Raw genomic sequence first — 19,400 nt, forward strand, 5'->3', positions numbered from 1 at the left:
AAAACGTTATAAAAGAAATGAGCTTTAAATTAAATAATAGATTCAAATCCATCTCGGGTTTTGTGCTTGCTCTAGGGTTGCTTTTTGCAAATCCTATCCTGGCGAGTCAACAAGATACAGTAGCATCTGATTCTGCAAAAGTGGCAACTACAGCGATAGCGGCCCCTGCAGCGACGGATTCGGTTGCAAAAGATACAACAGCGGCAGCAGGTACTGCTGCTGTTGCATCTGCTAGTTCTTCTACTGAAGCTAGCGCGGCTGCTCCTGCTGTTGAAGAAGTGAAGCAGATAGACCCTCAGGTTTATAAAAACTTCACATATTATGTGTTGTTATTCTTAGTTGTGTGTACAGTCGTTGCCGTTATTGGCAAAGTACTTTCGATCTATGAATTGACAAGAAAAATGAACGGTAAATACAATCCGTTTGCGAATAACACATTTCAATCGTCATTGTTATTCATTTTCTTGGTCGTATTTCTTTATGGTGTGTATTGGTCCTATGTACATTGGGGAGCAGCTTATTGGCGCTCAGCAGTGACGGAGCATGGCGAGCGTATTGATACCATGTTTATCATTACGACAGCGATCACAACATTTGTATTGGTTATCACACACATTCTGTTGCTAACGTTTACATTTTTGTACCGTATGCGGGCAAAACGTCAAGCTTATTATTACCCACATAACAATGCAATCGAGAAATTGTGGACAATTGTTCCTGCTGTCGTATTGACAGTATTGGTATTGTTCGGTTTCTTTACGTGGAGATCGATTACAAATATTCCTGAAGATCTTCAGAAATCAGCATTACAGGTTGAGGTTCTCGGTGAGCAGTTTCAATGGAATGTTCGTTATGCTGGTTCAGATGGCGTTATTGGTAAGCGTAATTATAAAATGACGACGCCAACTAATCCATACGGTATTGACTTTAATGATAAAAATTCTTGGGATGATATTCAAGGATCTGAAATTTGGTTGCCTGTCAATAAACCTGTACGTTTCCATATCATTTCAAAAGATATTATTCACTCTTTCTACATTCCGGATTTCCGTGTTCAGATTAATGCGGTACCAGGGATGACCAACTATTTCCAATTCACACCTACTGTAACGACAGAAGAGATGCGCGATCGTTTGGGTGATTATAACTATGACTTCGTGATGTTGTGTAATAAGATCTGTGGATCTGGTCACTACAATATGCAGAAGAAAGTTGTTGTCGTAACAGAGGAGAAATATAAAGAATGGTTAGCTAAACAAAATAAATATTTTACTGAGGATTTGCAAAAAGAGTTCAGTGGTAAAACAGCTAACGTGAAAAAGGATAGTGTACAAGTTACAGCATCTTTGAACTAATTAAGAATTTTTGAATATAAAATCGAATATGTCAAGTACAGTAATATCGCATAGCGCTGAACATCACGATTCGCACGGCCATCATCACGAGGAGTCGTTCATCAGAAAGTATATCTTTTCGGGTGACCACAAGATGATTGCCAAGCAATTCTTGATCACTGGTATCATCATGGCAGTTTTTGCGATGCTTTTATCAGTATTATTCCGTATCCAATTAGCATGGCCGGATAAAGAGTTCCCTATATTAGAAGTATTCTTAGGTAAGTGGGCTGAAGGTGGACGTATCAAACCGGAGTTTTTCCTTTCCTTGGTAACCATTCACGGTACCGTAATGGTATTCTTCGTGTTGACGGCTGGTCTGTCAGGTACTTTTAGTAATTTATTGATTCCATATCAAATCGGAGCACGCGATATGGCATCTCCTTTTATGAACATGTTGTCCTACTGGTTGTTCTTTGTAGCATCGGTGATTATGGTGGCATCGTTCTTCGTAGAGAGTGGACCTGCTTCTGCTGGTTGGACAATCTACCCGCCATTATCGGCTGTTCCTACCGCTATCGCAGGATCTGCAACTGGTATGACCTTGTGGTTAGTGAGTATGGTTCTATTTGTTGCTTCACAGTTGATCGGTGGTATTAACTATGTAAGTACAATTTTGAACATGCGTACAAAAGGTATGGACTTATGGAAAATGCCTTTAACAATTTGGGCATTCTTCTTGACTGCAATCGTAGGTATGTTGTCATTCCCGGTATTGGTTTCAGCGGTTGTTCTTTTGATTTTTGACCGTGCAGCTGGTACGTCATTCTATTTATCTGATCTTGTTGTTCAAGGACAGATTTTGCCGAATGAAGGTGGTTCTCCAATTTTGTTCCAGCACTTGTTCTGGTTCTTAGGTCACCCTGAGGTATATATCGTTGTTATGCCCGCTTTGGGGCTAACATCTGAGGTTATTGCTACAAACTCTCGTAAACCAATCTTTGGTTACCATGCCATGGTTTATTCGTTAATCGGTATTACTGTATTATCGTTTATCGTATGGGGTCACCATATGTTTGTAACGGGTATGAATCCGTTCTTGGGTGGTGTATTTATGATTACAACACTGATTATCGCAGTTCCTTCTGCTGTAAAAGCATTTAACTACCTTGCAACCTTGTGGAAAGGTAATATCCGTTTCACTCCTGCAATGATGTTTGCTATCGGTTTGGTATCATTCTTTATCTCTGGTGGTTTGACAGGGTTATTCTTGGGTAATGCGGCTTTAGATATCAACTTGCATGATACGTATTTTGTTGTTGCTCACTTTCACTTGGTGATGGGATCTGCATCAATTTTCGGTATGCTTTGTGGTGTTTACCATTGGTATCCTAAGATGTTTGGCCGTATGATGAACGCCAAATTAGGTTATTTACACTTCTGGTTGACTTTCATAGGTGCTTATCTGGTATTTTTCCCAATGCACTTTATGGGTATTGATGGTGTTCCCCGCCGATACTATGCATTTACAGAATTTGCTTTCATGGCTAAGTGGGTTTCTGTAAACAAATTGGTTACTTGGGCTGCGATTATCGCTGCCTTAGGTCAGGTAGCATTCTTATGGAATTTCTTCACATCGATTTTCTTCGGTAAGAAAGCGCCTCAAAACCCTTGGCAGTCGAATACATTGGAATGGACTACTCCGGTAGAGCATATTCATGGTAACTGGCCAGGTGAGATTCCAACTGTGCACCGTTGGCCTTATGATTATAGTAAGCCGGGTCATGGTGAGGATTTTATTCCTCAAGATGTTCCTTTCTCTGAAACGATGAGTTCTAACTTACCTCATGATTTTGAAGGAGATGAGGAAGCTGAGCGCATCCAATCAGAATGGAATGCTCAAAATGGTAGAAAAGACTAATAGAATCTTATCAATAGAGTGGGAGCAATCCTACTCTATTTTATAGAAGTTTGTATTTTTTTAAGAGGTAGGGGTAGTATTATGTTTCCAGCAGCTGAGAAGCGATTTATAAAGACCAATTTTATAACAATCATTGTGTTGTTTTTGGTCATTGTTGCTGGAGGAGTGGTTCGGAGTACAGGGTCAGGTATGGGATGCCCAGATTGGCCAAAATGTTTTAACCGTATTATTCCTCCCACAGATATTTCTCAATTACCTCAAGGATATGAACAGCATTATATTGAAGGAAGAGCAAAGAAGAACGAACGTTTCGCGAAGATTGTAGAATTTTTCGGGGATAAGGAAATGGCTTACAAACTCCGTACCGATAAGAGTATTTTGCAGCATGAAGAGTTTAATGTCGCAAAGACCTGGACGGAATATATTAATCGGTTGGTTGGTGTTGTTTCTGGATTCTGTTTGTTATTAACAGCGATTTATTCTTTCACCTATTTAAAATTACGAAGTTCGATCGTTGTATGGTCAGTGATCAATCTTTTTGTTGTAGTCCTTCAGGCGTGGTTAGGATCGATTGTAGTATCGACTAATCTGATGCCATGGATTATTACAGTGCATATGCTTTTGGCGATTGTAATTGTTTGTATTAGTATTTATACTTATTTCAAAGCGGTTACTTTACGAAACAAAAGCCTACTGGTCAATCGTTCGTTGGGTATATTAAAAGGGCTTGCTATAGCTTCTATTTTACTGATGCTAACACAAGTGGTTGTCGGAACGGGTGTCCGGGAAGAGGTTGATTTGTTAACCGGTTCTACAATAGCCCGAACTGATTTTATAACGACTATCGGCCAACAGTTTGAATTACATCGCTGGTTGGCATATTGTTCTTTGATTTTAGTAATCGTATTATTCTTTTTGGTCCGCACAAGTTTTAATTCGGGGTCTAAGCAGTATAAATTTGCTTTGATTGCACTAATTCTAGTGGGTATCCAAATGCTATCAGGAATTATTTTAGCTCGATTTGCAATACCTGCCTTTGCACAGACAACACATTTGGTAGTGGCTACGCTCTTATTTGGAGCGCAGTTTTACTTGTTGTTATTGTTAAATAAGCAACGGCACTAATACCGCACTCGAGATGTTTATGTTTAAAAGGACGTGTTTAATTACACTGATAGTAGGAGGTCTCTTTTAGTTATGAAAGAATTTATTTCAGATTTCAAAAAGCTTGTTAAGTTGCGACTTACGTTGACGGTGGTATTTTCTGCCTCAATTGCTTTTTTGATCGGATCAAAACAACAGGGTGATATCGTCTGGATCAACTGGTTATTGTTGACTTTGGGTGGTTTTCTGGTAACAGGGTCTGCCAATGGTTTTAACGAGATCATTGAAAAAGATTTGGATAAACTGATGAAGCGTACGGAAGACAGACCCTTGCCTTCTGGCCGAATGACAACTGGACAGGCTTTGGTATTGAGTGTCTTTATGGGCATATTAGGAACCTTGGTACTTGTTCGATTGAATTTCGTAGCGGGCTTGCTATCGGTATTCTGTATTCTGCTCTATGCGTTTATCTATACACCTTTAAAAAGAAAATCGCCAATAGCAGTGTTTGTCGGTGCGTTTCCGGGTGCATTTCCTCCGTTAATAGGATATTATGCAGCCTTTTCGCAAGATGATTTAGCCTACTATAGTGGACATAACGAAGAGGCCATTATTATTATACCTTTTGTATTGTTTGCTATTCAGTTTTTATGGCAGTTTCCGCATTTTTGGGCAATTGCCTGGGTGGTGGATGACGACTATAAACTGGCGGGCTTTCGCTTATTACCGACGACAAAACGTGATAAGATATCGGCCTTTATGGTGTTTTTAACAGGGTTGTTTATGATACCTGCAGGTTTTATACCTTATTATTTTGGCTTTGGTGGGATTTGGTTTACGGTTGTTTCCGTGATTGGTGGATTGATGTTTGGTTATTATGGTTATTTGCTGTTTAAGAATTGTGATATTCCCTCAGCAAAGAAAGTGATGTTTACCTCATTTATCTATCTGCCTGTTACGCAACTCGTATTATTGCTTAACTTTATTCCATTGAAATAATGTTAGATATACAAACACAAACTGACGAGAAGTTAGTACAGAGAAAAGCCCAGAAGTTCAACCTATGGTTGGGCATGTTGGGTATGTTTATGATGTTTGCCGCGTTATCCAGTGGTTTCATAGTATATACGGCGAGTGGTGTTGACAAAGGAATTAAGACCTTATTACCCAACGCACTTTTGTATAGTACACTGGTGATTGTGGTTAGCAGTCTGACCATGTTTTTAGCGCATAGATCGGCTAAAAATGGTGAGCCTTCCAAACAGCGGTTGTTTTTGATAGCAACTTTTATTTTGGGAGTCGTATTTTTTGCCTTGCAAGTTCATGCTTGGAATGTATTGATCGATAGGGGTGTTTATTTTGTGAATAACAATGCATCACAATCGTTTGTATATGTTTTTATATGGATGCACTTGGCACATATTATTGCGGGTTTGATCGTTTTGATTGGCGCGATTATAGGAATTAACAAACTTCCTAAAGACGGCAATCTTTTCCGCATGGATCTTGCCAGTATTTTTTGGCATTTTCTCGATCTTTTATGGATTTATATATATGTTTTCTTACTTTTGAATCAATAATAGTAAACAATGAGTACAACAGTATCGCAATTGGATAAGGTAAAAACTGGTCCATGGAATGGTGGAAAATCACCTTGGAACTTAGAGTATGGAAAAATCATGATGTGGTTTTTCTTGGTAGGGGATGCCTTCACATTTTCTGCATTTTTGGTTTATTATGGCGCACAACGCTTTTCTCATCCAACCTGGCCTGATCCAGATAAGATCTTCCAATCTATCCCTGGAATTGCGGAGCATGGTCAGCCATTGGTATTCGTCGGTTTGATGACATTTATTTTGATTATGTCTTCGGTAACGATGGTATTGGCTGTAGAGGCAGGCCACCGTAACCAAAAGAATGAAGTAGTCAAATGGATGTTGTGGACTATTTTGGGCGGTATCTGTTTCGTTGGTTGTCAGGCTATTGAGTGGACCCACTTACACCACATGGGTTTCTGGTTTGGTAAAAATCCAGCAACTGGATTGGAAGGTGATGCTATCAAAACAGCATTATTACCTTATTTCACACACGACATTTCCTATACTTCCGCGTTACAATTTGCTAACTTGTTCTTTACAATTACTGGTTTTCACGGATTTCACGTTACAGTAGGTATTATTTTAAATATCATCGTTTTATGTATGACATTAAATAATACATTTGAAAACCGTGGTTCTTACCTAATGATCGAAAAAGTAGGTTTATATTGGCACTTTGTGGATTTAGTATGGGTATTTGTTTTTACATTCTTCTACTTAATCTAATTACGCAATAAATAATTTTAGATAGCTATGTCACAATATCAAGATAATATCGCTCATGGAGAGCATGCTCACGAAGGTGGGATGGATAAAAAAGCCATTTGGAGAGTATTTGGCGTGCTTTTAGCGCTTACTTGTCTAGAGTTCTTAATTGCATTGGGCTTTGTGCACCATTGGCAAATTTTAGCGAAGGGTGCATTGGTAAATACCATTTATATTGTACTTACTTTGGTTAAAGCTTATTATATCGTTGCATTCTTTATGCACTTGAAATTCGAAAAATCGAGCTTTATCGTTACCGTTGGAATTGTCTTTATTTTTATTATTTATTTTATTGTTTTGATGCTTGTCGAAGGGGGGCATTTAGCTTCTGTTTTTCAAGAACATCAATTATTTCCCAATAAATAGATAAAGTGAATGGATAATAATACTGGACAAAAGAAAGGTATTAAAACTATATTGATCCTGGCCGTAATTCTTTTACTGCCAGGATTTTTATATTTTATACTGAATAAAAGCGGTTCGAACAGCTATGCTTCTTTGCCAATTTTTGGAAAGAAGGAAGTGCCTGGCACTACCCATCGAAAATGGGGGCGGGACATTGTTGACACAATTTATCATACCGTACCCTCGGTTGATTTTGTTAATTACGATGGTAAAGAGGTGCATCTATTGGATAATGATACGACGCTTTCTGTAGTGCATCTGATGTATTCTAGGGATGCTTCGTTATCTCGAACGATGATTAAGCGACTTGATCAAATTGCTAATCGATTTATTCAGAATAAGAAGGTTAAGTTGTATTCGATTACCGTTGATACTACTTATGATACACCGGATGTATTGGCAAAATATGCAAAAGTTTACAAGCCCTGGACCAAATCTTGGTTTTTTGTGACGAATCCTTCGGTGGATATCTTTAAATTTGCGAAAGAAAGTCTTTTACAGGATGCGCTTGTCAACCCTGATGGTAGCAAGCCATTTATTATCGGATCAAATTATCTGTTGCTCGATACCAAAGGTAGGATAAGAGGAATATACGATATCAATGTGAAGACTGACGTTGATCGTCTTGAGGATGAAATTAAATTATTATTGGTCGAGGAAATCCGGAACCATCCAGCTACTATAGAACAAAAAAGGTAATTATATCATGAGAGAGAGTCTCAACACAGAGAAAAAGTATAGTAAGTGGATTTGGCTACTATCTATTGTGATTCCAATAGTAGTCGCTATCCTTTTTACAGTGAATTTGCAGAAATTGGGTTATAATGTGAAGCCGCTTACATTTTTACCTCCGATCTACGCTACGATAAATGGCATTACTGCTGTATTGCTTTTTTGGGCTGTAGCTGCAATAAAAAGGGGTAATAAGTCCTTGCATGAACGTCTGATCAAATGTTGTATCGCTTGCTCTTTGGCATTTTTGGCGATGTATGTTGCCTATCACATGACTTCGATTGAAACAAAGTATGGTGGTGAGGGCATTTGGAGACCGATCTATTTTTTCATCCTGATCACACATATCCTGCTTTCTATTATCATTATTCCTTTTGTACTATTTACATTTGTACGCGGTATATCGGGATCTTACGAACGACATAAGAAATTAGCTCGAATTACTTATCCGATGTGGTTATATGTTGCTGTTACAGGAGTAATTGTTTATTGGATGATTTCTCCTTATTATATTGGTTAATTTAAGCAAGGAAGGGAGTTTATTTATGAAACGTATTTGGATTTATCAGGCTGATCGCATATTGTCTCAAGAGGAAAGCGCGCAGATTTCGGCCGAATTGATGACTTTTGCCGAACAGTGGAAAGTGCATGGAAAGCCACTTTCGGCTTCTGCGGAATTGCGTGATGGGCTTTTTATTATCCTTAAAGTGGACGAAGAAATCGCCGCTGCCTCTGGTTGCTCGATTGACAGCTCGGTACGCTTTTTAAAAGGCATTGAATCTAAATATAATATTCAATTATTTGACCGTATGCAGTTCGCATACAAGTCCGAGGATGGGATCGCCGTAGTTAGCCGTGATGGATTTGAAAAGTTATTGGCTGATGGTATCATCAATGACGATACTTTAGTATTTGATAATACGATTACACAGGAGCATCAAATGGAAAATGCTTGGGCCATACCTTTCCACAGCAGTTGGCATAAGCGACTTTTCAAATAATTCTATTATAATGACAACTAAAGGCCATAGTACTGAACTATGGCCTTTAGTTGTTTAATACACTGCCTCGTTTTTGCCACTTTCAGGGCCTTCGCCAGAGGCATGATTCTCCGCTTACTCAGGAATGGTATAATGGTGCATGTATTTTGCAATTGCATTTGCGCGTCTATTGACATACGTGGAAGGGTTGCGTGCATCCCATTCTCTGGGATTTGGCAATATAGCTATGATTAGGGCAGCTTGCTTTTTGGAAAGATTGCTCCCTGTCTTGCTGAAGTAATATGCTGCCGCGGCGTCAGCACCATAAACCCCTTGTCCCATTTCAATCACATTCAGATAAACTTCAAGAATTCTTTTTTTACTCCAAAAGGTCTCAATAAGTACGGTGAAGTAGGTTTCAAATCCTTTTCTCAACCAGGATCTTCCAGGCCATAGAAATACATTTTTCGCTACCTGCTGGCTAATGGTACTTCCTCCGCGCAGTTTTTTGCCTTGTGCATTTTTTTTGATGGCATTTTGAATTCCCTTTAAGTCAAAACCCCAGTGGGTCATAAAATGGGCATCTTCTCCTGCAATAGCGGCTAACTTGAGGTTATCGGACAGCTCATCGTAATCCAGCCAATTTTTTTCCAATTTGAAGCCTTTTCCTTGTTCTTTCAGTTCAAATCCGCGTTGAATCATCAGCCAAGTGATTGGGGGATTGATAAAACGTAAGCTAATGACCCAAAATAATGTAACACCTATAAAATAGAGAATGACTCGTGTGACAATACGGAGGATGGGCGACTTTATTGACTTCAACGGGTTGAATGAATTCTTTTTGAAGGTGTTTTTTTGTGTGCTGGACGTATTTTGTTTACCAGTTCTTTTGATGGCCATGACTAATTTTTTTCGCTTACAAACTTAGCTTATATTCTTGTTTAATGGAAATGATTTTATTGAGAAGTTGAGTGTATCGTTTGCCAAAGCGATGTTATTATCCTATTTTTACGCTTCATAAAAATTGATTTTAAAAGTTGGCAAAAGAAAAGAAAGTAACCCCATTGATGCAACAGTACAATGCGATCAAGATTAAGTATCCTGGAGCGTTGTTGTTGTTCCGTGTTGGCGATTTTTACGAGACATTTGGTGAGGATGCAATTAAGGCTGCTCAGATTTTGGGTATTGTTTTGACGAAGCGTGGAAATGGCTCGGAATCGGAAACGGCATTGGCTGGTTTTCCGCATCATTCGCTGGAAACTTATCTTCCGAAGCTGGTACGTGCTGGTCAAAGGGTGGCGATTTGTGATCAACTGGAGGATCCGAAGACTACGAAAACAATTGTTAAGCGTGGTGTGACAGAGCTGGTTACTCCTGGTGTTTCTTACAATGACAATATTGTTCAACAGAAGTCCAATAATTATTTGGCATCAATTTTTATCGAAAAAGAGCGGATTGGGATTTCTTTTCTCGATATTTCAACAGGTGAATTTTTAGTTGCTCAGGGAAGCGTTGCGTATATCGATAAATTGCTTCAAGGGTTTAAACCGACGGAAATTATTCTATCCAAAAAACAGAGCAAGGAATTTATCGAGCAATTTGGGGCACAGTATTACACGTATTTTCTTGATGAATGGCCTTACACGGGCGACTATGCTACTGAAACATTATTGAAACATTTTGAGGTTTCATCAATGAAAGGATTTGGAGTTGACCGTATGTCTGCGGGTATTGTTGCTGCTGGCGTGGCTTTACATTACCTCAATGAAACCGAACACCGTAACTTACAGCATATCTCTACGCTTTCCCGGATCGAAGAAGACCGTTACATGTGGCTGGACCGTTTTACGATTCGCAATCTGGAACTAATTGGCTCGATGAATGAAAATGCAGTCACGTTATCGGATGTATTGGATCATACATCTAGTCCAATGGGGGCGCGCTTGCTTAAGCGCTGGATTGTAATGCCCTTGAAAGATAAAAAGAGTATTCAGGAGCGATTGAATGTTGTGGATTTCTTTTTCGCTAATCGCGATTTAAGAGATGAATTGATTGGCCAGATCAAGCAAGTGGGCGATCTTGAACGCTTAATCTCGAAGATCGGGCTTCAGAAAGCGAATCCCAGGGAAATCGTGCAACTGAAGCGTGCGTTATTTGCTATAGAGAGGTTGAAGGAACTTACAGATCGCAAAGATGCAAATGCACTGCGTACGATTTCGGAACAATTGGATGCCTGTACGGCTATCCGTGAGCGAATTGAGCTACAGGTTCAGGCAGAACCACCTGTGGCAATCAATAAAGGGAGTGTAATTGCGGATGGGGTTGATGTGGAACTGGATCGCTTGCGTAAAATTGCCTTTGGAGGGAAGGATTATTTGCTGGAAATCCAAAAAAGGGAAGCAGAGATCACGGGTATTCCTTCCTTAAAAATTGCGTTTAACAATGTGTTCGGCTACTACCTGGAGGTTACTAATACACATAAGGACAAAGTTCCAACTACTTGGATACGTAAGCAGACCTTGGTAAATGCCGAGCGTTATATTACCGAGGAACTTAAAGAATATGAAGAACAGATTCTTGGAGCCGAAGAAAAGATTCAGGCTTTAGAGAGTAGGTTGTATGCTGAGCTGTTGATTTCGATCGCCGAATACATTAAACCTATTCAGCTGGATGCACAGTTGATTGCTAAGCTGGATGTACTCCTCAACTTTGCTGTTGTGGCGGAGAAGAATTATTATGTCAAACCAGAAGTCAGTGAGAGCAAGATTTTAGATATAAAAGGTGGAAGACACCCTGTCATCGAAAGAAACCTACCGGTGGGTGAGGATTATATCACTAATGATACCTTTTTAGATCCGAAGACACAACAGATTATTATCATTACCGGGCCTAATATGGCGGGTAAATCGGCACTGCTCCGTCAGACTGGATTGATTGTATTAATGGCACAAATAGGCTGTTTTGTTCCTGCAAAAGAGGCTAAAATTGGCTTAGTTGACAAAATATTTACTCGTGTTGGCGCATCGGATAATCTTTCTTCTGGAGAATCTACCTTCATGGTCGAGATGAATGAAACTGCGAGCATTATGAACAATCTGTCAGACCGCAGTCTTATTCTCTTGGACGAAATTGGCCGTGGTACAAGTACATATGACGGGATTTCTATTGCTTGGGCCATTGCGGAATTTTTGCATAATCACCCGGCTGCCAAAGCAAAAACACTATTTGCGACCCATTACCATGAATTGAATGAACTGACAACTTCTTTGGATCGTATCAAGAACTATAACGTTACTGTAAAGGAGGTCAATAATAAAGTCATTTTCTTGCGGAAACTTGTTCCGGGAGGTTCGGAACATAGTTTTGGTATACATGTAGCCAAGCTGGCAGGGATGCCCCAAAAACTACTCAATCGCGCTAATCAGATTTTAAAAAGGTTGGAGCAGGAGCGTACTGGTGGAGAGCAGATTAAGGATAGTATGCGTAAGATCCAGAAACAGGCGTATCAGCTACAGATGTTTTCGATTGATGATCCTGTCCTAAACAAGATTAGGGATATGTTGAATAATTTGGATGTTAACTCGTTGACTCCCGTCGAAGCGTTGATGAAACTGGATGAAATTCAGCGGTTGCTAAAGCATTAATCTTTAAAATAGGGCTTATTTTTCGATTGGAATAGCGCAGTAGCGCGCTATTTTGGGTGTACAGGCATAAACTGACTTATTCATTTTGGATTACCTATATTTTTAAAATCTAAAGAATAGTGCTAAGCTTCCATAGTTCGCCTGGATGGGGCTCAGTACTTTGCTGCTTGCGTCATACGGTGCGTAATGATAGCCTAGTTCGAAGCCGATGTACTTTTGGTTTTTCATCCGGAATAGTGAGGAAAGACCAAGTCCGAGGTGAATATTGTTGATGGTAACCATATTCTCTGTATATCCACCGTCATAATAATAACCATCCGGATCATAATAACCTGAAGAATACGTATTCTCCGTGATGCCGGTATCTGTGATGTCAATACCTAGTATGGCTTTTGGAATTAGGATGAATTTGTCATTGTCAAAAACTTTATAGCCCACCGCACCTCCTATAAAAGCGGTCGCTGATGAATTGACTGATACTTCTGATCCATCATAATTATAGTCGATATTGCGATCGTTTGCGTTGATGCGTACCTTTAAACCTCCTTCGAAGATCAATTTCCTTTCCAGCGAGCTCATCAACATAAATCCGAGCGTGAGGTTTGTACCGAACACTTTGTTGCCTCCTCCTAGCGGGCTCATCACGCCTATGGAAGGGACATAGCCTAGTTTGGCTTTATGCCGGTTTCTATAAACTTTAGGGGTTGGAAATTGTTGTTCATCACTTTGTGTATTGGCTTGTTTGTCTGCGATTTCTTCAGGTGCTTGTGTATCCGCAAAGAGATGAAGGATTTTTATTTCCTGACTGCTTAACGTGTAATTATCAGATGCAAGTAGTGCCTTCGCCCTTAATTTGATAAGGTTATCTAATGGATGACGCAATGGATAGAAATGGAATTTTGCTTTATTTTGCTCATACTGCGTTGTAAAATCTTCTTGATCTGCAGCATCTAGTCTTTGGAGCAGGCTCTTATCAAATTGATTGTTCCAGTATAGGTCGACCGCTGTCGTGCTATTTTTCTTTTCAATAATGAGTATTAGGATGCGCAGTCTTTGTATATATTCGTTGATGCCGCAGCTTGCTTGTATAGTATTCAGTAGGGGGTCAATTTTTTCGAACTCATTGTTGTTTAAGGCTTTGGTCAACAAAGGAAGGGTCTCAACCGTATATCGTTCACAATTTTCCTGTGCATGCAAGCGTGTAGTGGGAAGGATGCTACTAATGATCAATATGAAAAAAGCAAGCTGGCGGATATTCATGGTTTATCTAGATTTATTGCAAACTAAATTAGTAAATAAATCGCAGGATATATTCGTTTGTTTGTGCCAACGGCGTTAAAAGTTTTATCTTTGGTCTATGGCGTCGATATTTCGGTTTAAAGAATTTGAGGTTGATCAGTCTGATTGTGCAATGAAGATTAACACAGACGGCGTATTATTGGCTTCACTGTTGGAAGTGGGGACTGTAGGACGAATTCTCGATATCGGTACAGGAACCGGAGTCATTGCATTGATGTTGGCTCAACGGTTTGTGGGCAGTTGGGTAGAGGCTGTCGAGATGGACCCTTTAGCTGCTGCGATGGCAGATAAGAACTTTCGTCATTCCGTTTTCTGTGATCGGCTTATGCTTCATGCCTGTGCCTTTCAGTGTATGGAAATGGCAGAGCCTTATGATTTGATTGTTTCAAATCCACCATTTTATACGGATTCACTCCATAATCCTGACAATCGAAAGAAGCTCGCGCGGCATACTGACCTGAATTTTTTTGCTGAATTATTGGATTTCGCTTCTTTGCGCTTATCGAATCAGGGAAAATTAATTCTGATCGTTCCTACAGCTTTGGCAGCTATACTGATGGAGATTTCAACAGAGAGAGCTCTTTATTGTTGTGCTGAAGTTCAGATAAGTTCCTTTGAAGGTGGATCGGTCATCCGTAAGATCATTACATTTGAACGGAAGCCTGTCGAATCGGTTACTGTACGTGAGTTTGTTATATACGCAAAGAAAGGTATTTATTCAGCAGCTTATCGAAGCGTATTGGCACCTTATTTTTTAGCTTTTTAGGTTATGACAAAAATCGGATTACTTTCGGATACACATTCTTTTCTAGACGAAGCGGTATTTACTCATTTTGCAGCCTGCGACGAGATCTGGCATGTCGGAGATTTTGGTGATGGTGTTATTGCAGACCGATTGGCGTCGTTTAAACCATTACGCGGCGTTTATGGAAATATTGATGGTCAGGATATTCGTTTGCAATTTCCCGAAGATTTGAGATTTAGATGTGAGGAAGTAGACGTTTTTATGACGCATATTGGTGGCTATCCAGGGAAATATGCTGCGCGTGTTAAGGGGGAATTAATGAAAAATCCTCCGAAATTATTTATCACTGGACACTCACACATTTTAAAGGTGATGTTTGATCCCAAAATACAATGCCTTCACCTCAATCCAGGGGCAGCAGGAAAGCACGGCTGGCATAAAGTGCGGACATTGATGCGATTTGACATCAATGCGGATAAAATTGAAAATCTTGAGGTTATTGAGCTGAATGGGCGTTAGATCAGAGCAGCTTTTTATGCTTCTTTTTTTAGAATGGATAGCCTAACAATACTTTGAGCGATAGCAAAGAGATCATGGGGTGTATTGGGTTCTAATGCAACTAACATGCCTTTCGTCAGACTGATTTTACTTCCGTTAACACCAAAGTCTATATTACCTTCGACAATTTCAACAACTATTGATGCCGCAGTTTTATGCTCTTTCATGTATTGTCCTTTGGCAAAAGCTAGACGATATTCTTTGCTACCATTTGTTTCCAGCAGAAGATCCATTTTGGGCTGTTTATCTTGGTATGTAACGTTTTGAAAAATAGATGCTGTTTGCATAGTCTTTGTTCTATTAGATGGTGTTGCTCAATATGCTTTTGGGACCTCTGTTCAACGAAAGGATTTCTGCAGTAAATAGGGTGTTATAAGGAATCACGAACTTCAACAAGAAAGCTCTTTAGACGCTCTAGTGAATCGATAACGCGTTGATTTTCTTTTGCTTCTGATTTGTTGTCTCGCAGATAATCGCGTGCTCCCTGAAGCGTGTAGCCTTTGTTTTTAACCAGATTGAAAATGATTTTTAAATTGGCAATATCTTCCTGCGTAAAAAGGCGATTACCTTTTTTATTCTTTTTAGGTTGTAAAATATCAAACTCACGCTCATAAAAACGTATTTGGGAGGCGTTTACTTCGAACATCTCTGTAACTTCTCCCATTGTATAATACAATTTATTTATTTCACGCTCTTTGTACGGCATATCTTCACAATTAATCTATAGCAAACTTAATAAAAATTCCTATTCAAAAAGAAATTTTTGCGATCATCTTATGTAGTGAGCGACTGAAAGAGAACAGCGTAATCTAATCTATATGTAATCGCTAATTATTGTGGGTAAGCGTAAATTTTTATAAGTTTGATTCGTGTGAAAAGGGTTAAAGTATTATGTATGGTTATAGTTAGCAAATTTTGGACAAATTTATTTTCTTTTGGAAGAGCGAATGCAATTACTATTTATCCCTTTATTTTTCTAAAAAGTACCTCTTTCAAATGCAACGAGAACCTGATCCGTCATGAACGTATACATTTGCGCCAAGCGCTTGAATTGGGTATTCTCTTCTTCTATGTATGGTATCTTATTGAGTTTGTCTTTCGCTTTATTCAATTGAAAGATTTTGATCGCGCGTATCTACGTATATCTTTTGAGCGGGAAGCGTATGATAAGGAAGGTGAACCGGACTATTTGAACAGGAGAACGCTATGGTCATTTTGGCGATATCTTTGAATAAGACTCTGATGGTGTTTAAAAAGAGAAAAGCGGTACCAAAACTAGTTTTGGTACCGCTTTCTGTTTTATCTTTTGGAAGATTAATTATCCGACTAATTTTAGATAAGTAGCTACCTTGTTTTTCAACTGTCTGCGGTCGACAATGAAATCTAAAAATCCATGTTCAAGAACAAATTCTGAAGTCTGGAACCCTTTTGGTAGATCCTTTTTTATTGTTTCTTTAATGACACGTGGGCCAGCAAACCCGATTAACGCACCTGGCTCTGCAATATTTACATCACCCAACATGGCATAAGATGCTGTAACTCCCCCCGTAGTTGGATCTGTCAGCAAACAGATATACGGAAGGCCTGCTTTGGCCAATAGGGCTAATTTGGCCGAAGTTTTAGCCATTTGCATCAATGAAAATGCAGCTTCCATCATGCGCGCACCACCTGATTTTGAGATTAGCATAAATGGAATTTTATGCGCAATACAGTAATCTATCGAGCGTGCTATTTTCTCACCGACCACTGACCCCATTGATCCGCCGATAAAACTAAAGTCCATACAGGCGATAACAATATCTTGGCCATTCATTTTTCCATGTCCAGAACGTAAAGCATCTTTAAGGCCTGTTTTGGCCTGGCTTTCTTTTAAACGATCGGGGTATGGCTTTGAATCGAAAAATTCTAATGGGTCACCCGAACTGAGATTGGGAAATAGTTCGGTAAATTCGTTATTGTCAAATAAAATTGAAAAATATTCTTTGGAGCCAATTCTTAAATGGTGGCCACAATATTGACAAACATAGTCATTTTCTACTTGTTCAAGATGCAATAATGGCTTTTTGCAAGTGGGACATTTGTTCCACATGCCATCAGGTGCTTCTTTTTTATTAGCGGTAGCTGTGCTAATACCAGCTTTTTCTCTTTTAAACCAACTCATACGATAGTTCTTATTCGATTACAAACTTATATAAATTTGAGTTTATATACAATTATAATTATGTTGAATGTATAGGCCACGCGATGAAAACGCCTTGTCTAACAGGCCTTCTATTCATAATGGGACTATGGGCCACCGTTGGGATATATAAGACATTGAGCTGATTATTAGATTGAAATTAATTTTGAAGTGGCAGGTCAGCCAAAAATTAGGGCACAAAAAAAGGGTAAGCTACTTCTATCGCACCGCTCAACCAAATACCCTTGCTTTGTTCCCAACCTGGGGGAGTCAATGGGAGCTGGTCGTAGAAGACTTACCCGTCACAAAAGTAGAAAAAAAAACAGTTTTAGGAAAGAAAAAATGCTATTTTATCTTATGCGATTGATTATCATGATGATAATTTGTTTGAAGTGATGAAAAAGGCTTACATTTTGTTTTGATCATATTCTCCCAATAGCGAATAATACCCAAATAAGCCAAGTCCAATGGAGATAATCGGTGTCAAGATACATAGGATAATGATTCCAAATACTACATCTTCCTGGTGACCGGTGGAGATTTTTGGCAATGCTAGTTCAAAAACGGAAAAATAAGCGGTAAATAGCGCTAAAGTTATCCAGAGTATGCCAAGTAATTTTTTGATACTATTCATGATTAGTGGGAGTTGATTTGTTATTGATATAAATACTGCCGATGATAAAACATACAATTGCGATAATAATCGGATACCATAGTCCCGCAAGATAAAATTGTGGTGTCTGCGCTACTTCGGCATTGGTAGTTAGGTAGGTGGATACGGCGGGCAGGAGTCCACCGAATATTCCGTTTCCAACATGGTAAGGCAAGGACATGGACGTGTAGCGGATTTTTACCGGGAACAGTTCGACGAGAAAGGCAGCAATGGGACCATATACCATGGTAATATAAATCACCTGGATAAAGATAAGGAGAATGAGGCATATATAGTTCCAGTTGGCAATATGAACAGTTGTTGTGACTGTTTGCTGTCCTTTTAGTTTGCCCGATTGGTGTATTGTTTTAGCACGAGTGATTTCGGTTCCGTCGTCATATTGCGTTTTGACAACTGATTTTATTTCTGTTTTTTCTGTAACCGTCGGACTTTCGACTGTTTCATTCAGTTTGACTTTGTGCTCTGCATTGGAAAGTTGGTACATCGATTCATAAATTGGGCGATAGGTCAACACAGCGAGTAACATACCGCCGAGCATAATCCACTTTCTTCCAATTTTGTCACTGAGCCATCCAAACACGACAAAAAATGGTGTCCCTAAAAGTAGGGCTATCCCAAGAATGGTATCTGCCTGATCCGATTGGAGGTGCATCACTGTTTTCATGAAACTCATGGAATAGAACTGTCCGGTGTACCAAACAACACCTTGTCCCATGGCGGCACCAAATAGTGCGAGCAGCACAAATTTGAGGTTGTATCGGTTACCGAAACTTTCTTTTAATGGATTTGTACTTGTTTTACCTTCTGCTTTAGCTTTGCTAAACTCGGGTGACTCCTTCATTTTTTTACGAATAAGGTAGGAGACATACACCATAACTAAAGAGAGTAAGAAAGGAACCCGCCATCCCCAGATGTCAAATTGTGATTCGGTGAGCAAGCTTTTGGTCAGTAAGATGACGACTAGTGATATAAAGAGGCCAAATGTCGCCGTTGTCTGTATCCAGGAGGTCCAGTATCCTCGCTGCCCAATAGGCGCATGCTCGGCCACGTAGGTTGCTGCGCCGCCATATTCTCCACCGAGGGCAAGACCTTGTAACAGGCGAAAGATCAAAACGAGCAGGGGAGCCCAAAATCCGATGCTTTCGTAGCTTGGAATGCAGCCTATGAGAAATGTTGCTCCGCCCATAAGCATTAAGGTAACCATAAAGGTATATTTTCGACCGATGATATCACCTAGTCTGCCAAAAAATAGTGCACCAAATGGGCGAACGACAAATCCAGCCGCAAATGTGGCTAATGTGGAAAGGAAAGCAGCTGTTGGATTTTCTGCGGGGAAGAATTTGGTGGAAATTACGATCGATAGGCTCCCAAAGATAAAAAAGTCATACCATTCGATGAGGGTTCCCATAGAGGATGCTCCGATGACTTTCCAGATACTTTTTGTGTTGTTTTCGTTCATTAAT

21 protein-coding genes and 1 other RNA gene are annotated in these 19,400 nt (G+C 39.6%); 14 read left to right on the forward strand and 8 right to left on the reverse strand.

The features are described 5' to 3' along the window. Positions 1-17 precede the first annotated feature (17 nt). From B3E00_RS17595 to B3E00_RS17640, 10 genes are all read left to right on the forward strand, one after another. Positions 18-1,355: a cytochrome c oxidase subunit II gene (locus B3E00_RS17595; protein WP_293939531.1), complete on the forward strand. Its 1,338-nt coding sequence runs from the start codon at positions 18-20 to the stop codon at positions 1,353-1,355. A gap of 28 nt (positions 1,356-1,383) precedes the next feature. Next, positions 1,384-3,255, forward strand: a complete 1,872-nt coding sequence (locus B3E00_RS17600; protein ID WP_209578654.1) for a cytochrome c oxidase subunit I — start codon at positions 1,384-1,386, stop codon at positions 3,253-3,255. A gap of 81 nt (positions 3,256-3,336) precedes the next feature. Continuing rightward, positions 3,337-4,380 (forward strand): COX15/CtaA family protein, encoded by a 1,044-nt coding sequence (locus tag B3E00_RS17605; protein ID WP_209578653.1) that lies wholly within the window; start codon positions 3,337-3,339, stop codon positions 4,378-4,380. 72 nt (positions 4,381-4,452) lie between these two features. Beyond that, a complete protein-coding gene (gene cyoE / locus B3E00_RS17610; RefSeq protein WP_209578652.1) occupies positions 4,453-5,358 on the forward strand; it encodes a heme o synthase in 906 nt (301 codons plus the stop codon). Further along, the gene (locus B3E00_RS17615) at positions 5,358-5,939 is read left to right on the forward strand and encodes a cytochrome c oxidase subunit 3 (RefSeq protein WP_209578651.1); all 582 of its coding nucleotides are present in this window, start codon (positions 5,358-5,360) and stop codon (positions 5,937-5,939) included. The genes cyoE and B3E00_RS17615 overlap by 1 nt, the downstream gene beginning before the upstream one ends. A 9-nt stretch (positions 5,940-5,948) precedes the next feature. Continuing rightward, positions 5,949-6,683 carry a cytochrome c oxidase subunit 3 gene (locus B3E00_RS17620; protein ID WP_121125511.1) on the forward strand — a complete coding sequence of 245 codons (735 nt, stop codon included), beginning with the start codon at positions 5,949-5,951 and terminating at the stop codon, positions 6,681-6,683. A gap of 27 nt (positions 6,684-6,710) precedes the next feature. Beyond that, on the forward strand, positions 6,711-7,088 hold the full coding sequence (locus B3E00_RS17625) for a cytochrome C oxidase subunit IV family protein (protein WP_209578650.1): 378 nt from the start codon (positions 6,711-6,713) through the stop codon (positions 7,086-7,088). A 9-nt stretch (positions 7,089-7,097) separates the two neighbouring features. Further along, a complete protein-coding gene (locus B3E00_RS17630) occupies positions 7,098-7,826 on the forward strand; it encodes an SCO family protein (protein WP_293879561.1) in 729 nt (242 codons plus the stop codon). A 7-nt stretch (positions 7,827-7,833) separates the two neighbouring features. Beyond that, positions 7,834-8,379: a DUF420 domain-containing protein gene (locus B3E00_RS17635; RefSeq protein WP_209578648.1), complete on the forward strand. Its 546-nt coding sequence runs from the start codon at positions 7,834-7,836 to the stop codon at positions 8,377-8,379. A gap of 25 nt (positions 8,380-8,404) precedes the next feature. Next, complete coding sequence (locus B3E00_RS17640) at positions 8,405-8,860, forward strand: ABC transporter ATPase (protein ID WP_293879562.1); 456 nt, start codon at positions 8,405-8,407, stop codon at positions 8,858-8,860. Positions 8,861-8,974: 114 nt separating this feature from the next. On the opposite strand, the gene mtgA is transcribed toward B3E00_RS17640, so the two are convergent. Further along, positions 8,975-9,739 (reverse strand): monofunctional biosynthetic peptidoglycan transglycosylase, encoded by a 765-nt coding sequence (gene mtgA, locus B3E00_RS17645; protein WP_209578646.1) that lies wholly within the window; start codon positions 9,737-9,739, stop codon positions 8,975-8,977. 137 nt (positions 9,740-9,876) lie between these two features. On the opposite strand from mtgA, the gene mutS reads away from it, so the two are divergent. Beyond that, a complete protein-coding gene (mutS, locus tag B3E00_RS17650) occupies positions 9,877-12,483 on the forward strand; it encodes a DNA mismatch repair protein MutS (protein WP_293939533.1) in 2,607 nt (868 codons plus the stop codon). 102 nt (positions 12,484-12,585) lie between these two features. Here the strand turns inward: mutS and B3E00_RS17655 are convergent, their stop codons facing one another. After that, a complete protein-coding gene (locus B3E00_RS17655; RefSeq protein ID WP_293939535.1) occupies positions 12,586-13,743 on the reverse strand; it encodes a hypothetical protein in 1,158 nt (385 codons plus the stop codon). Between the two features lie 97 nt (positions 13,744-13,840). Between B3E00_RS17655 and B3E00_RS17660 the strand changes: the two genes are divergently transcribed. Both B3E00_RS17660 and B3E00_RS17665 read left to right on the forward strand, forming a co-directional pair. Continuing rightward, positions 13,841-14,548 (forward strand): tRNA1(Val) (adenine(37)-N6)-methyltransferase, encoded by a 708-nt coding sequence (locus B3E00_RS17660; RefSeq protein ID WP_293939537.1) that lies wholly within the window; start codon positions 13,841-13,843, stop codon positions 14,546-14,548. A 3-nt stretch (positions 14,549-14,551) separates the two neighbouring features. Then, positions 14,552-15,046: a metallophosphoesterase family protein gene (locus B3E00_RS17665; protein WP_209578641.1), complete on the forward strand. Its 495-nt coding sequence runs from the start codon at positions 14,552-14,554 to the stop codon at positions 15,044-15,046. Between the two features lie 14 nt (positions 15,047-15,060). Here the strand turns inward: B3E00_RS17665 and B3E00_RS17670 are convergent, their stop codons facing one another. Further along, positions 15,061-15,372, reverse strand: a complete 312-nt coding sequence (locus B3E00_RS17670) for a cupin (RefSeq protein ID WP_209578640.1) — start codon at positions 15,370-15,372, stop codon at positions 15,061-15,063. A gap of 83 nt (positions 15,373-15,455) precedes the next feature. After that, the gene (locus B3E00_RS17675; protein WP_209578639.1) at positions 15,456-15,791 is read right to left on the reverse strand and encodes a MerR family transcriptional regulator; all 336 of its coding nucleotides are present in this window, start codon (positions 15,789-15,791) and stop codon (positions 15,456-15,458) included. Positions 15,792-15,980: 189 nt separating this feature from the next. Between B3E00_RS17675 and B3E00_RS17680 the strand changes: the two genes are divergently transcribed. After that, positions 15,981-16,316 carry a hypothetical protein gene (locus B3E00_RS17680; protein ID WP_209578638.1) on the forward strand — a complete coding sequence of 112 codons (336 nt, stop codon included), beginning with the start codon at positions 15,981-15,983 and terminating at the stop codon, positions 16,314-16,316. 87 nt (positions 16,317-16,403) lie between these two features. Here B3E00_RS17680 and accD read toward each other — a convergent pair whose 3' ends face one another. The 4 genes from accD to B3E00_RS17700 all read right to left on the reverse strand — a co-directional run bounded on the left by accD (position 16,404) and on the right by B3E00_RS17700 (position 19,396). Next, a complete protein-coding gene (gene accD, locus B3E00_RS17685) occupies positions 16,404-17,246 on the reverse strand; it encodes an acetyl-CoA carboxylase, carboxyltransferase subunit beta (RefSeq protein ID WP_209578637.1) in 843 nt (280 codons plus the stop codon). A 221-nt stretch (positions 17,247-17,467) separates the two neighbouring features. Continuing rightward, positions 17,468-17,565, reverse strand: an RNA gene (gene ffs, locus B3E00_RS17690) — signal recognition particle sRNA small type. 105 nt (positions 17,566-17,670) lie between these two features. After that, complete coding sequence (locus tag B3E00_RS17695; protein ID WP_209578636.1) at positions 17,671-17,898, reverse strand: DUF6814 family protein; 228 nt, start codon at positions 17,896-17,898, stop codon at positions 17,671-17,673. Further along, positions 17,891-19,396 carry an MFS transporter gene (locus B3E00_RS17700; protein ID WP_293939539.1) on the reverse strand — a complete coding sequence of 502 codons (1,506 nt, stop codon included), beginning with the start codon at positions 19,394-19,396 and terminating at the stop codon, positions 17,891-17,893. Before B3E00_RS17700 ends, B3E00_RS17695 begins: the two co-directional genes overlap by 8 nt. Positions 19,397-19,400 lie beyond the last annotated feature (4 nt).

This window comes from Sphingobacterium sp. UBA5996 (genome assembly GCF_002429765.1).
In the GTDB taxonomy this organism is placed as follows: Bacteria; Bacteroidota; Bacteroidia; order Sphingobacteriales; family Sphingobacteriaceae; genus Sphingobacterium.